Here is a 14,322-nt window from a genome sequence, read left to right as displayed (position 1 = left end):
TGACCGCATGAGCGTCGACGAGCCGCACGTCTCCTGCACGTCGCAGAAGCTGAACCGGCTGCGGGCCGGGGTCCTGGGGGCGAACGACGGCATCGTGTCCGTGGCCTCCCTCGTCGTGGGCGTGGCCGGCGCCACGAGCGACACCGGGGCGATCGCGACCGCAGGGACGGCGGCCCTGGTCGGCGGCGCGGTCTCGATGGCGCTGGGGGAGTACGTCTCGGTCAGCAGTCAGCGCGACAGCGAGCGGCACATGATCGGGCTGGAGAGCCGGGAGCTGCGTGAGGACCCCGAGGGCGAGCTCGAGGAGCTCACCCAGATGTTGCAGGAGCGAGGTATCGCCGAGGCGACGGCCCGTCAGGCGGCCCGCGAGATGACCGAGCACGACGCCCTCGCCGCGCACCTCGAGGTCGAGCTGGGCATCGACGCCGACGACCTGATCAGCCCGTGGAGCGCGGCGTTCTCCTCGGCCGTGGCGTTCACGGCCGGCGGTCTGCTGCCGCTCGTGGCGATGCTGGCCACGGGACTGGACGCGAGGCTCGCGGTCACCTTCGCGACGGTGCTGGTGGCGCTCGCGCTGACCGGGACGATCTCGGCCCGCATCGGGGGCGGGGACCGGCGCCGAGCCGCCGTGCGGCTCGTCGTGGGTGGCGCCCTGGCGCTGGCCCTGACCTACCTGATCGGCCGGCTGCTCGGCTCCAGCGGCATGGTCTGACCGGTCGTCACTCGGTCGACTCGTCCTCGTCCAACGGCACCGACCGTTCTGCGTCCGGGACGACGTCGTCGTCGTCCTCGTCGTCCCAGGCGTCGCGCTGCTGCTCGGCGGCGTCGGCGGGCTCGGCCGTGGGGATCAGGTCCGGCTCGGCGGGGGTCTGGGGCTGCTCCGGGTCGATGGTCATGATGGCCTCCTTCGCTCTGTTCGATCGTGCCTCACCCGGGCGCCTCTCGCAGGTGCGCGACCGCGTCCGGGGCCAGTAGGTTCGGGGCCATGGACGACTCGTACTCACCTTCGGAGCGCCGGGGCTACCGCCGGATCGCCATCGCCGGCGTCCTGCTCCTGCTCGCACTGGGGCTGTTCCCCGCGACCGCCGCCGTGTTCGACGAGACGAACGAGGGCGCGATCCTGCCGGTCTTCGTGCTCCTCATGGTCGTCGTGGGGGCGTTGCTGTGGGTGTTCGTCCCGGCGATCGCCGGTGAGGGACACCGGCTCGGACACCGGGTGGTCGTCGGTGCCGGAGCGGGTCTGACCGCCGCGGCGGTGGCCGCGCTCGTCTTCTACGCACTGCTGAACGGCTACTCCGGCACCTGACGTAGTTCAAACAGGTGGTGTGAAACGCATCACATGTGACTACGATGACCTCCTGACACTCGGGAGGTAGTCATGCGCCGGATCCTCGTCGCCCTAGTCATGGCCACGGCACTGGCCGCGGTTCCGTCTGCTCCGGCCTCGGCGGCGGTCTCGGCGACCACGTTCGACCAGCGGCTGCACGACCAGACGAACCGCTCGCGCCAGGCGCACCACCTGAGGAAGCTGCGCTTCCACGCGTGTCTCGACCGCTACGCCCAGCGCCAGGCCCGCCGGATGGCGAAGCAGCAGCGGATGTTCCACCAGGACCTCTCGGTGGTGTTGCGACAGTGCAACGCGCGCGCCGTCGGCGAGAACGTGGCGCACGGCTACCGGACGCCTCGGTCGAACATCCGGGCGTGGCTGGACTCGCCGGGGCACCGTCACAACATGCTCAGCCGCAAGTACACGCGGCTGGGGATCGGCGTGGCGAAGGACGCCCGGGGGCACACGTGGACCGCGCAGGTCTTCGGTCGCCCGGCCTGAGGGTCACTGCAACGTCGCCGTGAGGCGCATCGCGTTGTCGACGAACCGCAGGTGCGCGGGGCGTCGCGTCCACTCCTCGATCGTCAGCTCGCGTGACTTCGCGCGGTAGGCGTCCTCGACCTGCCTGATCCGCTCGACGACCGACGCGTCCGGCAGCATCAGGGTCATCTCGTAGTTCAGTGCGAACGAGCGCATGTCCATGTTGCTCGTGCCCAGGACGGCGACGTCGTCGTCGATGCTGAGGTGCTTCGCGTGCAGCACCAGCGGGGCCGGGTAGAGCCAGATCCGGACGCCGGCCTCGAGCAGCTCGCGGTAGTACGACGCCTGCGCGTGCCCCACCATGAACTGGTCGGCCTGCTCGCTGACGAACAGCTCGATGTCGACGCCGCGCTGCGCGGCCGTGGTGACGGCATACAGCAGCGTCTCGTCCGGCACGAAGTACGGACTGGTCAGCGAGATGCGGTGGCGGGCGTTGTAGAGCAACGAGGTGAACAGGCGCAGGTTGTTCTCCTCCTCGAACCCGGGCCCGCTGGGGATCAGCTGGACGGCCACGCCCACCACGTCCCGGGGCGAGTGCGGCGTCTGCTCGACCTCGTGGGTCGCGATGTCGAGCACCTCCCCGGTCTCGAGGGCCCAGTCGGCGCTGAACAGCGCATCGATCGTGGCCACCACGGGGCCCTCGAGCCGGCACCACAGCTCGACCCACTCGCGGCCGATCCGGCGGTTCTTCGGCTTGCCGTACGAGGGGTGGGTCAGGTTCAGCGACCCGGTGAACCCGACGACGTCGTCCACGACCAGCAGCTTGCGGTGGTTGCGCAGGTCGGGCCGGCGGAAGCGGCCCCGCAGTGGCAACAGCGGCATCATCAGGTGCCAGTCGATGTCGGAGGCGGCCAGGCGTCGCTTGAGCTCGCGGTACCCGTTGATGCGGCGTGTGCCGAGGTGATCGAAGAGCAGCCGGACGACCACCCCACGCGCCGTCGCCCGGTCGAGCGCGTCGAAGAACGGCGTCGTCATCTCGTCGAGCGCCATGATGTAGAACTCGACGTGGACGCGCTCGCGGGCCTCATCGATGGCCGCGATCATCTCGTCGATCGACTCCTGGTAGTCCGGCAGCAGCGTGACGTGGTTCCCGGCCGTCAACGGCATCGAGGCCAGCCGGTGGTTCAGCTGCACGATGGGCTCGACGTAGTCCGGTGCGTCGGCCGGGGCGGGAGCCGTGAGTGCCTCGGTCTCGCGGGCGATCACGCGGTTGGCGGTGGTCAGCTCGCGGCGGCGGTGATGACCGATGCGGGCACTGCCGAAGAGCAGGAAGGCGAGTGCGCCGACGAACGGCGCGAAGGCGATCAGGATGAGCCACGCCATGGCCGTCTGCGGGCGACGCCCCTCAGGGATGATGCCGATGGCCGCGATGTTGATCGCGAAGTGGGCGGCCACGGCGGCCAGCGAGAGGAGCGTGCCGGCGTGATCCATGACGGCACGTTACCGCCGCCGGACCCGAGGGATGGGTCACCACTCGCGGCGGCCGCGCTTGATCTGGCTGCGCCGTTTCTTGGCGTCGAGTCGCCGTTCGACGGACCCGCGGGTGGGGCGCGTGGGCCGGCGGCTCTTCACGGGACGCAGGGCCTCCGCGACCAGCCCCTCCAGACGCCGCACGGCGTCCTCGCGGTTGCGCAGCTGCGACCGGTGCGCCGACGCGACGACGGACAGGTGACCGTCGACGAGCCGCCCGCGCAGCCGCGCGACGACGCGCGCCTTCTGCTCGGGCGTGAGGACGCTGCTGTCGGTGGGGGACCAGAGGACCTCGGCGCGGGTCTCGGTGGTGTTGACGTGCTGGCCGCCCGGGCCGGACGAGCGGCTGAAGCGCCAGGTCAGCTCGGACTCGGGGAGTCGGACGACCGGCCGGTCAGGACTCATCGTCGGCGAGCAGGCCGTAGAGCCGGCGACGCGCGTCGGCCACGATCGCGGCCGCCTGGGCCTGATGCGCGGGGGAGCCGTCGGTCATGACGTGGCGTGCCGCGGACATGAGCGACCTGAGGGCGGTGTTGAGCGCCGCGGACTCCGCGGGGATGCCGCGACCGAGCTGCTCGGCGTCCCAGGGCTCGCCGAGCGCATCGCGGTTCTCCTCGACGTACGCCGCTCCGGTGTCGGTCAGGCTGGCGGTCTTGCGGCCCTCGACCCGCTCGAACTCGATCAGACCCTCGTCCTCCAGCTGCTGCAGGACGGGATAGATCGACCCGGGGGTGGGGGACCAGGCGCCGTCGCTGCGCGCGGCGATCTGCTGGATCAGGCTGTAGCCGTGGGCGGGAGCCTCGGCCAGGAGCAGCAGGGCGGCCGCGCGCACGTCGCCGCCCTTGCGGCCACGCCGTCCGCCGCGGCCCGTGCGGCCGGGACCGAGCTCCCACTCGAAGTCGCGCGGGCCGCCGCGCCGCGAGCGGTGGGGGTGACCGGGGCGCCCGGCAGGCCGGTGCTCGGTGCGATGCATGATCGTCCCCTCTCGGTTCGGGACGACGACGGTCGTCGTCGACACGTCAACGATAGGTCGACGCGCCGACGACCTCGGTGGGGCGGGGGCCGGACTCAGCCCTGCACGTAGTTCGAGAGCTGGTCGCGCTCGAACTCCAGCTGGTCCATCCGGAACTTCACGGCGTCCCCGATGCTGAGGAGCCCGACGACCTCGTCGTTCTCGAGCACCGGCACGTGCCGCACCCGGTGGTCGGTCATCGTGCTCATCAACGAGCCGAAGGAGTCCTCGGGCCCGCACACGCGGACGTCGGTGGTCATGATCTGCGAGACCGTGGCCGAGCGCGGGTTCTCGAGCCCTCGCAGCTTGCGAACGACGTCGCGCTCGGAGACGATCCCGCCCATCGAGCGGCCGTCGGTGCTGACCACCAGGGCGCCGATGTTGTGCTCGGCGAGCATGTCCAGCAACTCGTCCACCGTGGCATCGGGCGAGATGGTCAGGACGGTGGCACTGCCCTTGGCAGTGAGGACGTCGCGTACGCGCATGTGGCCTCCTAGGTTGCTCGGCAGTGTAACTCTGATCACAGCCGAAGCGCAGGGCCCGTCTCGCGGGTGGGACTCAGTCGTCAGTCGTCGCGGTTGAAGCGCAGGCGCGTGACGTTGTCGGCGACGGGCTCGTCGGCGGAGTCGCCCGACTCGTCCGCCCACACCGAGTCGTGGTCGGGGAAGTGACCCAGGTACGCCATGACCGCGTCGTGCAGCCGGCCGTTGGTCGCGATGGCGTTGGCACCCCACGGTCCGGGCTCGCCGGCCAGGCTCGTGAACTGGCCGCCGGCCTCGCGCACGATGATGTCGAGCGCAGCCATGTCCCACAGGTTGAGCTCGGGCTCGGCGGCGATGTCGACCGCGCCCTCGGCCACGAGCATGTACGACCAGAAGTCGCCGTAGGCCCGGGTGCGCCAGCACTGGCGCAGCAGCGCGTCGAACTCGCCCTGGCGGTTGATCTGGTCCCAGCTGGGCGCCGAGGAGTACGACATCGACGCGGCGGTCAGCTCGCGCACGGCCGACACGTGGATGGGGCGGGTCTGGCGGAAGGACTTGCCGGTGTGCGCGCCGTCGCCCTTCATCGCCCACCAGCGGCGGCCGAGGGCCGGCGCCGAGACGCAGCCGACGACGATCTCGCCGGCCTCCTCGAGGGCGATCAGGGTGGCCCACACCGGGACGCCACGGACGAAGTTGGAGGTGCCGTCGATCGGATCGACGATCCAGCGCCGTTCGGCGTTCTCGGACGTCCCCTCGATCTCGCCGGACTCCTCGCCCAGCACGATGTCGCGCCCGCGCGAGGTCTTCAGCGTGCGCCGGATCGCGTCTTCGACGGCACGGTCGGACTCCGTCACGTACGTCATGTCCGGCTTCGTCGAGACCTCGAGGTCGAGGGCGCCGAAGCGGTCCATGCTGAGGTTGTCCGCGGAGTCGGCCAGGACGTGGGCCAGTCGCAGGTCGTCGAGGTACGGGTTGGCCATGGGGTCAGCCTACGGTCTGGCGCCCGCGTCCCGGTCAGTACTCGTCGGCGAGCGAGCGACTGGCCATGATCCGGCGGAACGACTGGAGGCGCGCCGGGTCGATCTCGCCGTTCGCAGCGGCCGTGTCCAGGGCGCACTCGGGCTCCTCGGCCAGGTGCGTGCAACCACGCGGGCAGTCCCGTGCGGCGGTGTTCAGGTCCGCGAAGGCGCGCAGGATCCGCTCGATGTCGACGTGCGCGAGCCCGAAGGAGCGGAACCCGGGGGTGTCGACGATCCGGCCCCCGAAGGGCAGCTGCAGGATCATCGCCGAGGTCGAGGTGTGCCGGCCGCGGCCGGTGACCACGTTGACGTGGCTGGTCGTGCGGTGTGCGTCCGGGACGAGGGCGTTGACGAGCGTGGACTTGCCCACGCCACTGTGGCCGATCAACACGCTGGTGCGGTCGCGCAGCAGGTCGCGCAGGTCGTCGAGGTCGCCGTCGAGGCGGGTGGTCACGATGCGCACGTCCAGCGGCGCGAGCTGCGCCACGACGTCCTCGGCCGGTGCCAGGTCTGCCTTGGTCAGGCACACGGCGGGGTCCATGCCCGCGTCGTACGCCGCCACCAGGCAGCGATCGATCAGACCCGGACGCGGGGGCGGGTCGGCCAGCGCGGTGACGATCACCAGCTGGTCGGCGTTGGCCACGACGACGCGCTCGATCGGATCGTCGTCGTCGGCGCTGCGCCGCAGCACGGTCCGCCGCTCGAGCACCTCCACGATGCGCGCGAGGCTGCCCGGTGCGCCGGACACGTCGCCGACGATGCGGACCTCGTCGCCCACGACGACGCCCTGGCGCCCCAGGGGACGCGACTTCATCGCGGTGACGACGGTGCCGTCCTCGAGCAGCAGCGTGTAGCGACCGCGGTCGACGGTGGTGACGATGGCCACGACGGCGTCGGAGTAGTCCGGCCGGTCCTTCGTGCGGGGCCGGGTGCGGCGACGGGGCCGCTCGTACTGGTCGTGCTCGTCCCTCACGACACCGCTCGCATCCAGTCGTCGGCGAAGCCCGGGTAGGTCTTGGCCGTGGTGCCGATGTTCTCGACCGTGACGTCGTCGACGCGCAGTCCGATGACCGCCCCGGCGTGCGCCATGCGGTGGTCCTCGTAGGTGGCGAAGGAGCCGCCGTGCAACGGAGCGGGCGAGATCACGAGTCCGTCCTCCCGCTCCTCGACCCGGCCGCCGAGCCGGTTGATCTCGGTGGCCAGGGCCGCGAGCCGGTCGGTCTCGTGGCCGCGCAGGTGGGCGATGCCGGTCAGGGTGCTGGGGGTGTCCGCCAGGGCGGCCAGCGCGGCCACCACCGGAGTGAGCTCGCCGACGTCGTGCAGGTCGAGCTGGACACCGCGCAGCCGGTCCGGTCCGGTGAAGACCAGGTCGTCCCCGTCGCGTGCGGCCGTGCCGCCGAAGGCCGCGGCGAGGTCGCGCCAGGCGTCACCGGCCTGGTCGGTCTGCTCGGGCCAGTGGCGCACCCGGACGCGGCCCGCGGTCGCCAGGGCGGCGGCGACGAAGGGGCCGGCGTTGGACAGATCGGGCTCGATGGTGACGTCCAGCGCCTTGACGGGGCCCGGATGGACCTGCCACCGACCGGGGGACTCGTCGACGACGATCCCGCGGCGGCGCAGCTCGGTGACTGTCATGGCGACGTGGGGCAACGAGGGCAGCGACCCACCCTCGTGCCGCAGGTCCAGGCCTTCGCGGAAGCGCGGGGCGACCAGCAGCAGGGCGGACACGAACTGGCTCGAGGCCGAGGCGTCGACGGTCAGCGGCCCGCCGCGGACCTCGCCGGCGCCGTGCACGGTGAAGGGCAGGGTCGAGCGGCCGTCGTCGTCGATCTGCACGCCCAGGTCGCGCAGGCTGGAGATCGTGGTGCCCATGGGCCGCTCGCGGGCCCGGGGGTCACCGTCGAAGCGCACGGGTCCCGTGCCGAGCGCGGCGACCGGCGGGACGAAGCGCATGACGGTGCCGGCGAGACCGCAGTCGACCGTCGCCGACTCGACGGGAGTGATCGGCTCGACCGTCCACCGGTCCTCGCCGCGGTCGATCCGCGCGCCGAGGGACACCAGGGCCGAGGCCATGAGCTCGGTGTCGCGGGCGACCAGGGGGAGTCTGACGACGCTGGGGCCGTCGGAGATCGCGGCCAGGACGAGTGCCCGGTTGGTCTGGGACTTCGAGCCGGGGAGCAGGACGTCGGAGTGGACCGCGCCTGCCACCCGCGGGGCACGCCAGTCGGTCATCCTCGCAAGTCGCTGATCTGGTCGACGACGGTGTCCTTGGCCGCGACGGCGCGACGAGCGGCACGCGAGCCCAGCCACGGCTTGTGCGGCTCGGGGTCGAGCGTCGACAGCAGCAGGCCACCCGTCAGCGAGACGTTCTTCATGAAGTGCGTGAACTGGTTCCGCTTGGCCACGGGGTCGGTCTCGTTCCAGAAGGGGTGACCCGTGACGGTCGTGGCGGGCATGGTGGCCGCCAGGACGAGGGCGGACGTCCGCGGCAGCCGGCCGGTGGCCAGCGTCCCGCCGGCCGTGATGTGGACGAGCGCGTTCAGACGGACGAGGTTCTTGGCCGACAGGTGGGCCTGGGGCGCCACCTTGCGCAGGACGTCGGCGACCGGCTGCGTCTTCGCGGCCAGCGCGTCGGGCTTGCGCAACGCCATCACCCCGCCGGAGATGAACATCGTCGCCAACATCGGACGGGCCACCACACGCAGGAGAGTCATGGGTTCATCATGCCGCAGGACGGCGTCGGTGCCGAGGCGACGCTCAACTCCCGAAGGCGCCCCACATGCTGTCCCCGGCGCTCGTGACCGTGAACGTGCCCGTGGGGAACGGCGTCAGGGTGCCGAGTCGCAGGCTGGGGACCGAGCGGTCGGCGGAGACCTGGTGGGTGCAGGTGATCTGCGCGCTGAAGGCGGACGCGCGCTCGCAGTCCCAGCCCTTCGTCCACCCGGTGACGAGCTCGACGTCGGGAAGTCCGCCGGTGAAGTCGACTCGGACGACGACCCGCTGTCCCGCCACGGCACCGCGTCCGACGCGGAAGTCGAGGTTCACCGAGAAGAAGCCCACCCGCGCCAGGCCCGAGACCGAGGAGTCGACAGGGCTCGGCGTCGGCTCGGTGGTCGGGTCCGTCGTCGGCTCAGTCGTCGGCTCGGTGGTCGGTTCCGTGGTCGGCTCGGTGGTGGGTTGCGTCGTCGGCTCGGTGGTCGGTTCCGTGGTCGGCTCGGTGGTGGGTTGCGTGGTCGGTTCCGTCGTGGGCGCTGTCGTCGGCTCGGTGGTCGGTTCCGTCGTGGGCGCTGTCGTCGGTTCCGTGGTCGGCTCCGTCGTCGGCTCGGTGGTCGGTTCCGTGGTGGGCTGCGTGGTCGGCTCGGTGGTCGGTTCCGTGGTGGGTTGCGTGGTCGGTTCCGTCGTGGGCGCTGTCGTCGGTTCCGTGGTCGGTTCCGTCGTCGGCTCGCTGGTGGGCTGAGTCGTCGGCTCGGTGGTCGGTTCCGTGGTGGGTTCCGTCGTCGGCTCGCTGGTGGGCTGAGTCGTCGGTTCCGTGGTCGGCTCGGGCGTGGGGATGGTCGTCGGCTCAGGCGTCGGGTCCGAGGTCGGCGACGTGGTGGGCTCCGTCGTCGGGTCCGTCGTCGGCTCGGTGGTCGGCTCCGTGGTCGGCTCGGTGGTCGGGTCCGGTGTGGGCTCCGAGGTCGGCGGGCTGGTGGGCTCGGTGGTCGGGTCCGTCGTCGGCGGGCTGGTGGGCTCGTCGGTGGGGTCCGAGGTCGCCGGGCTGGTGGGTTCCTCAGTCGGTTCCGTCGTGGGTTCCTCAGTCGGTTCCGTCGTGGGTTCCTCAGTCGGTTCCGTGCTCGGCTCGTTGGTCGGCTCGGTGGTCGGGTCCGGCGTCGGGATCGTGGTCGGTTCCGGCGTCGGCTCGTTGGTCGGCTGCGACGCGGGGTCGGTGGGCTGTGGCGCGGGATCGTCGTGCCCGGCGGTGGGCTCGTCCGTCGGCAGCGGGAACTCCACGTCCGGGAACGGCTCCTGCGGCATGGTCTGGTCCGGTGGCGTGTCGTCCGGTGGTGAGTCCTGCGACTCGTCGGAGCCGTCGGGGGCGTCCTGCCACACGTCGGGGTCCAGGACGGGTCCGACGACCGGGGGAGCGGGGTCGAACGGACCCTCGCCAGGAAGCGTGGACAACCCGGGCCGCGAGGCCTGGGTGGTGGTCTCGAGGGCCGGGGGCGAGTCGACCGAGATCAGCGCTGCCGCTCCGGCGATCAGGACGACACTGGCCGCGGCGCCGGCGGCGATCCCCGCAGGACCGATGGTGCCCAGGACGCCCATGACGCCCGACGTCGAGCCGCCGGCGGCACCGGCACCGCCACCGGCGGATCCACCGCCCTGGCGCAGGGCGCCCGCGGCGCCGGCCAGCACACCCGATCCGCCCGTTGCCTGCAGGTATCCCGACGCGGCCGTGCCGAGGATCGCGGGGGCCAGGATCCCGGCGAGGCCGTGGTTGAAGTCCTGCAGCTCCAGGTACAGGCCCATGCAGCCCCGGCACTCGTCGATGTGACGCTGGACCTTGCCGGAGTCGCGGCGCGACAGTCCGCCACGGACGAAGGCGCCGAGGTTGCCGATCGCGAACTGGCACTCCGGCGTGGTCGCGGGGACCAGGTGCTTCTGCAGGTACGCCTGACGCAAGCCCTCGCGGGCGCGGTACGCCAGGGCCGAGACGCTGTTCGCGCTCATGCCGAGCATCGGCGCGATGTCCGCGGGCTTCTGGCCCTCGACGTCGAGGTGCCACAGCACCATCTGCCAGCGCTCGGGCAGGGAGGCGAAGGCCTCGGCCGTCGTCGTGCGCTCGAAACCCAGCTCGGCGGTGTCGACGAAGTCGACGCGGCCGTCGAGTTCGAACTGGTCGTCGGTCGGACGCTCGCGGGTGACGGCACGGATGCGATCGACGTGCAGACGCCGCACGGCGGTCAGCAGGTAGGCGCGGAAGGACTCCTCGGGGCCGCCGCCCTTCTGGATCGTGACGAGGACCTTCGTGAACGCCTCGGCGACGAGGTCGTCCGCGTCGGGTCCGCGCATCAGCTGACGCGCGAGTCGCATGGCAGCCACCTGGTGGCGGCCGTAGAGCTCGCCGTACGCCGCCTGATCGCCGGCGCGGACGGCGCTCAACAGGTCGGCGTCGCTGCGCTCATCGCCCATGGGAGCAGTGCGTGCGTCAACTGACACGGCCTGCCCCCTCTCGCCCGGTCATGCGGTCACCGTGTGCGGCCACGGTGAACCTCGGTGTCAGTCTAGGGGGCTCTCGCCGCTGCTGTCCCTGCCTTGTCGTGGCTCATCGGGACCACTTCGGGTGATCATTCGCCCCGGGGCGACGGTCTGAACTGCCAGTTACGCGACGTCGGCGCAGCGGGGTCGAGCGGGCAGGGGCCCGCAGAAGTGAGGCGAATGTCCGAATTATGCTGCGAAAAATCGCGTCATGGGGCAACGTGGCTCGCGTCTCCTCCATGTGACACGGCGATTCCGCCCGGCTTGCGAGAGGAGGCACGGATGAACCCGTACGACGACGTGAACTATCTCGAACTCGACTCGGCAGTCCGTGCCGGCCGGGTGGACGCGGTGGACGTTGCACACGAGGTGGGAGCGAGTGCAGCGTCCCTGGGGGTTCCACTTCACGAGGTCCTGGACCGCGTGGAGAGGGCCTTCGACGGCCTCGAGCCATCGTTCGCGATGGTCCGCGGGGTCGCCGTGGCGTGGGCCGAGACGTCTCGAGGGCTGCAACTCGAGACGTCCTGTGAGGATCCGCTGACCCAACTGTCGACCGTGGCGCACCTGCGTCACAGCCTGGACGCGCTGTACCGCGGCGCGATCCGGGACGGCACGACGGTCTCGGATCGACACGGTCTCCTCGTGGTCGAACTGCACCGGCAGTCCGGTCACGCGCTGGAGTCGACGTTGCACGCGGTCGACGTGAGCGTCGCCCTGCGCACCGTCTTCCCCGGCGACGAGGTGATCGCCCACCTGACCCCCCGAAGGTTCTGCGTCGTGGCCGACCGAGACCGGTTGGACCAGCCGACGATGAACCTCGTCACGATCCTGCTGCGCCGCACGTTCGAGTCGCCGCCTCCACGGGTGTGGCTCGAGATGCTGCCTGCTGACGCACAGGACGTGACCTGGGTGGTCGACGCACTCACCGGGTGAGCCGGCGGGATCCGCCACCATCTCGGGTGTGGCGGAACCCGCCGGATCGGTCCGGTGGGCACCGCGGGTGCCTACGATGGCCGCATGTGCGGCCGTTACGCGACCTCGCGGACCCCGGCGAACCTGGTCGACGACTTCGAGGCCGAGGTCGGCGACCTGTTCACCGACACCGGACCGGACTTCAACCTCGCCCCGACCAAGCTGGCGCCGTTGGTCGTGGGCCGGACGAAGGACGAGGGCTTCCGGCGTGAGCTGGTGACCGCCAAGTGGGGCCTGGTGCCGTCCTGGGCGAAGGACCCCTCCATCGGCAACAAGCTGATCAACGCGCGCAGCGAGACCGTCGCGGACAAGCCGTCGTTCCGCAAGGCCTTCGCGAAGCGTCGGGCCATCGTGCCCGCGGACGGGTTCTACGAGTGGTACCAGCCCGAGGCCGGCGCGGACGGCAAGCGGCCGCCGAAGCAGCCCTTCTTCATGAGCGCGGAGGGCGGACTGGGCCTGGCCGGGCTCTACGAGTTCTGGAAGGACCCGCAAGGCCAGTGGCTGCTGACCTACACGATCCTCACGACGTCGGCCGAGGGCGAGGACGGCCGCATCCACGATCGTGCGCCCCTGATCGTCGACGGCGAGATCGCGAGCCGCTGGCTGGCGGCCGAGCCGTGGCCCGACGCGCTCGAGCACCTGGTGCCCGCCACGCCGGGCGAACTGCGCGCCTGGCCGGTCTCGACCGCGGTCAACAACGTGCGCAACAACGGTCCCGAGCTCGTCGAGCCGCTGCCGCTCGGGGAATAGCCGGGGCGCCACGACGGTTTGACCTCACAGGAGGATCGAATGCTCGCATGCCCCGTACGACCGGCCACAGTAGGCTGGGAGACGATGACTGACGACACCGTCGTGGACCCCTCGACCGAGACCGCGGAGGCGCGCCAGGCCCGATTCGAGGCCGACGCCCTTCCCTTCCTCGACCAGCTCTACTCCGCCGCGTTGCGGATGACCCGCAACCCCCAGGACGCCGAGGACCTGGTGCAGGAGGCGTACGCGAAGGCGTTCAGCGCCTTCCACCAGTTCAAGCCCGGCACGAACCTGAAGGCGTGGCTGTACCGGATCCTGACGAACACGTACATCAACCACTACCGCAAGAAGCAGCGCCAGCCGCAGCAGGTCACCGACGAGATCGAGGACTGGCAGATCGCGGCGGCCGCGGCGCACAGCTCGACCGGCATGAAGTCGGCCGAGATGGAGGCTCTCGAGCGGTTGCCCGACTCCGACGTCAAGGACGCCCTGCAGAAGCTGCCCGAGGACTTCCGCTTCGCGGTGTACCTCGCCGACGTCGAGGGGTTCCCCTACAAGGAGATCGCCGAGATCATGGACACGCCGATCGGCACCGTGATGTCGCGACTGCACCGCGGACGCCGTCAGTTGCGTGAGCTGCTCACGGATTACGCCCGCGAGCGAGGTATGAAGGTTCCGACGGGAGGTGACGCCTCATGAGCTGCGACGGACCCGACTGCGAGAAGGCTCTGAGGAATCTCTACAACTTCCTCGACCACGAGCTCGACGGCGCCAGCTGCGACGAGATCCAGACCCATCTGGACGACTGCTCCAACTGCCTCACCGAGTACCACCTCGAGGAGATCGTGAAGTCTCTGGTGGGGCGTTCATGCACCGAGACCGCACCGCCGCCGCTGCGCGACAAGGTGCTCTACCGGATCCGCTCGGTGCAGGTCGAGATTCGCACCGAGACCTTGCCCTGACGCACCCAGGAACGACGAAACCCCATCCGAGCGGATGGGGTTTCGTTCTTCTCGGCACGATTCACGCGTTGGGGCGCTTGCCGTGGTTTGCGCCCTTCTTGCGGCGTGCCCGACGCTTGCGACCGGTCTTGCCCATGGTCTCCTCCTAATAAAGCTGACCATCAAGTCTCCCATACTCAGTCGACGCCTGGCACCCGGGACAGGAACCGCTCGCGATCGACCACGACGCGGCGCACCTGACCACTGGCGACCAGGACGCCGTTCTGGTCTCGGGCAGCCACCTCGAAGATGACCATGCGCCCGTCGCGGTGCGAGACCGAGGCGGTCGTCGTGATCGTGGCGCCGACTGCGCTGGCCACCAGGTGTTGCAGCTCGACGCGGGTGCCGACGCTGGTCTGGGTCTCCTCGAGGTCGAGCGCGGCACAGGTGGCCTCCTCGAGCCAGGCCAGGGCGACGGGGGTGCCGAGCACCTCCAGGTCGCCACTGCCCACGGCGCGCGCGGTGTGCTCCGGTCCGACGGTGTGGGTGATCTGGGCTTCGCTCATCGGACGAC

The 14,322-nt window shown here is 70.9% G+C and carries 19 protein-coding genes; 7 read left to right on the top strand and 12 right to left on the bottom strand.

Translation table 11 applies throughout. The features are described from left to right. Positions 1-7 precede the first annotated feature (7 nt). On the top strand, positions 8-712 hold the full coding sequence (locus H9L21_RS10735; protein ID WP_154596903.1) for a VIT1/CCC1 transporter family protein: 705 nt from the start codon (positions 8-10) through the stop codon (positions 710-712). A gap of 7 nt (positions 713-719) precedes the next feature. On the opposite strand, the gene H9L21_RS10730 is transcribed toward H9L21_RS10735, so the two are convergent. Beyond that, entirely contained in the window at positions 720-896 is a 177-nt protein-coding gene (locus H9L21_RS10730) for a hypothetical protein (RefSeq protein WP_154596904.1), read from the bottom strand. An 89-nt stretch (positions 897-985) separates the two neighbouring features. Here H9L21_RS10730 and H9L21_RS10725 point away from each other — a divergent pair, with 89 nt between their 5' ends. Together H9L21_RS10725 and H9L21_RS10720 are read left to right on the top strand one after the other, a co-directional pair. Next, a complete protein-coding gene (locus tag H9L21_RS10725; RefSeq protein WP_154596905.1) occupies positions 986-1,306 on the top strand; it encodes a hypothetical protein in 321 nt (106 codons plus the stop codon). A gap of 72 nt (positions 1,307-1,378) precedes the next feature. Beyond that, complete coding sequence (locus H9L21_RS10720) at positions 1,379-1,828, top strand: CAP domain-containing protein (protein WP_154596906.1); 450 nt, start codon at positions 1,379-1,381, stop codon at positions 1,826-1,828. Positions 1,829-1,831: 3 nt separating this feature from the next. Here the strand turns inward: H9L21_RS10720 and cls are convergent, their stop codons facing one another. From cls to H9L21_RS10675, 9 genes are all read right to left on the bottom strand, one after another. Beyond that, positions 1,832-3,298, bottom strand: a complete 1,467-nt coding sequence (gene cls / locus H9L21_RS10715) for a cardiolipin synthase (protein ID WP_154596907.1) — start codon at positions 3,296-3,298, stop codon at positions 1,832-1,834. A gap of 36 nt (positions 3,299-3,334) precedes the next feature. Beyond that, the gene (gene arfB / locus H9L21_RS10710; RefSeq protein ID WP_154596908.1) at positions 3,335-3,742 is read right to left on the bottom strand and encodes an alternative ribosome rescue aminoacyl-tRNA hydrolase ArfB; all 408 of its coding nucleotides are present in this window, start codon (positions 3,740-3,742) and stop codon (positions 3,335-3,337) included. Continuing rightward, positions 3,732-4,355: a PadR family transcriptional regulator gene (locus H9L21_RS10705; RefSeq protein ID WP_154596909.1), complete on the bottom strand. Its 624-nt coding sequence runs from the start codon at positions 4,353-4,355 to the stop codon at positions 3,732-3,734. Before H9L21_RS10705 ends, arfB begins: the two co-directional genes overlap by 11 nt. A 50-nt stretch (positions 4,356-4,405) precedes the next feature. Beyond that, positions 4,406-4,834: a CBS domain-containing protein gene (locus H9L21_RS10700; protein WP_154596910.1), complete on the bottom strand. Its 429-nt coding sequence runs from the start codon at positions 4,832-4,834 to the stop codon at positions 4,406-4,408. 80 nt (positions 4,835-4,914) lie between these two features. Next, entirely contained in the window at positions 4,915-5,811 is an 897-nt protein-coding gene (hisN, locus tag H9L21_RS10695; RefSeq protein ID WP_154596911.1) for a histidinol-phosphatase, read from the bottom strand. Between the two features lie 34 nt (positions 5,812-5,845). Then, a complete protein-coding gene (rsgA, locus tag H9L21_RS10690; RefSeq protein WP_187411448.1) occupies positions 5,846-6,823 on the bottom strand; it encodes a ribosome small subunit-dependent GTPase A in 978 nt (325 codons plus the stop codon). Then, on the bottom strand, positions 6,820-8,079 hold the full coding sequence (aroA, locus tag H9L21_RS10685; RefSeq protein WP_154596913.1) for a 3-phosphoshikimate 1-carboxyvinyltransferase: 1,260 nt from the start codon (positions 8,077-8,079) through the stop codon (positions 6,820-6,822). The genes rsgA and aroA overlap by 4 nt, the downstream gene beginning before the upstream one ends. Further along, on the bottom strand, positions 8,076-8,561 hold the full coding sequence (locus H9L21_RS10680; RefSeq protein ID WP_154596914.1) for a DoxX family protein: 486 nt from the start codon (positions 8,559-8,561) through the stop codon (positions 8,076-8,078). The genes aroA and H9L21_RS10680 overlap by 4 nt, the downstream gene beginning before the upstream one ends. Positions 8,562-8,604: 43 nt before the next feature. Beyond that, entirely contained in the window at positions 8,605-11,019 is a 2,415-nt protein-coding gene (locus tag H9L21_RS10675) for a sigma-70 family RNA polymerase sigma factor (RefSeq protein ID WP_154596915.1), read from the bottom strand. 489 nt (positions 11,020-11,508) lie between these two features. Between H9L21_RS10675 and H9L21_RS10670 the strand changes: the two genes are divergently transcribed. The 4 genes from H9L21_RS10670 to rsrA all read left to right on the top strand — a co-directional run bounded on the left by H9L21_RS10670 (position 11,509) and on the right by rsrA (position 13,769). Then, entirely contained in the window at positions 11,509-12,018 is a 510-nt protein-coding gene (locus H9L21_RS10670) for a hypothetical protein (RefSeq protein ID WP_154596916.1), read from the top strand. 84 nt (positions 12,019-12,102) lie between these two features. Further along, on the top strand, positions 12,103-12,807 hold the full coding sequence (locus tag H9L21_RS10665) for an SOS response-associated peptidase (protein WP_154596917.1): 705 nt from the start codon (positions 12,103-12,105) through the stop codon (positions 12,805-12,807). A gap of 84 nt (positions 12,808-12,891) precedes the next feature. Further along, positions 12,892-13,506 (top strand): sigma-70 family RNA polymerase sigma factor, encoded by a 615-nt coding sequence (locus H9L21_RS10660; protein WP_187411447.1) that lies wholly within the window; start codon positions 12,892-12,894, stop codon positions 13,504-13,506. Then, positions 13,503-13,769 (top strand): mycothiol system anti-sigma-R factor, encoded by a 267-nt coding sequence (rsrA, locus tag H9L21_RS10655; protein WP_154596919.1) that lies wholly within the window; start codon positions 13,503-13,505, stop codon positions 13,767-13,769. The genes H9L21_RS10660 and rsrA overlap by 4 nt, the downstream gene beginning before the upstream one ends. Before the next feature lie 61 nt (positions 13,770-13,830). Here the strand turns inward: rsrA and H9L21_RS15640 are convergent, their stop codons facing one another. Both H9L21_RS15640 and H9L21_RS10650 read right to left on the bottom strand, forming a co-directional pair. After that, on the bottom strand, positions 13,831-13,905 hold the full coding sequence (locus H9L21_RS15640) for a 50S ribosomal protein bL37 (protein ID WP_369797015.1): 75 nt from the start codon (positions 13,903-13,905) through the stop codon (positions 13,831-13,833). A 40-nt stretch (positions 13,906-13,945) separates the two neighbouring features. Then, positions 13,946-14,314, bottom strand: a complete 369-nt coding sequence (locus H9L21_RS10650; RefSeq protein ID WP_154596920.1) for a thioesterase family protein — start codon at positions 14,312-14,314, stop codon at positions 13,946-13,948. Between the last annotated feature and the right edge of the window lie 8 nt (positions 14,315-14,322).

The organism is Aeromicrobium senzhongii, from assembly GCF_014334735.1.
Classification (GTDB): Bacteria; Actinomycetota; Actinomycetes; order Propionibacteriales; family Nocardioidaceae; genus Aeromicrobium; species Aeromicrobium senzhongii.
This window is presented reverse-complemented; position numbering and strand designations above follow the sequence as displayed.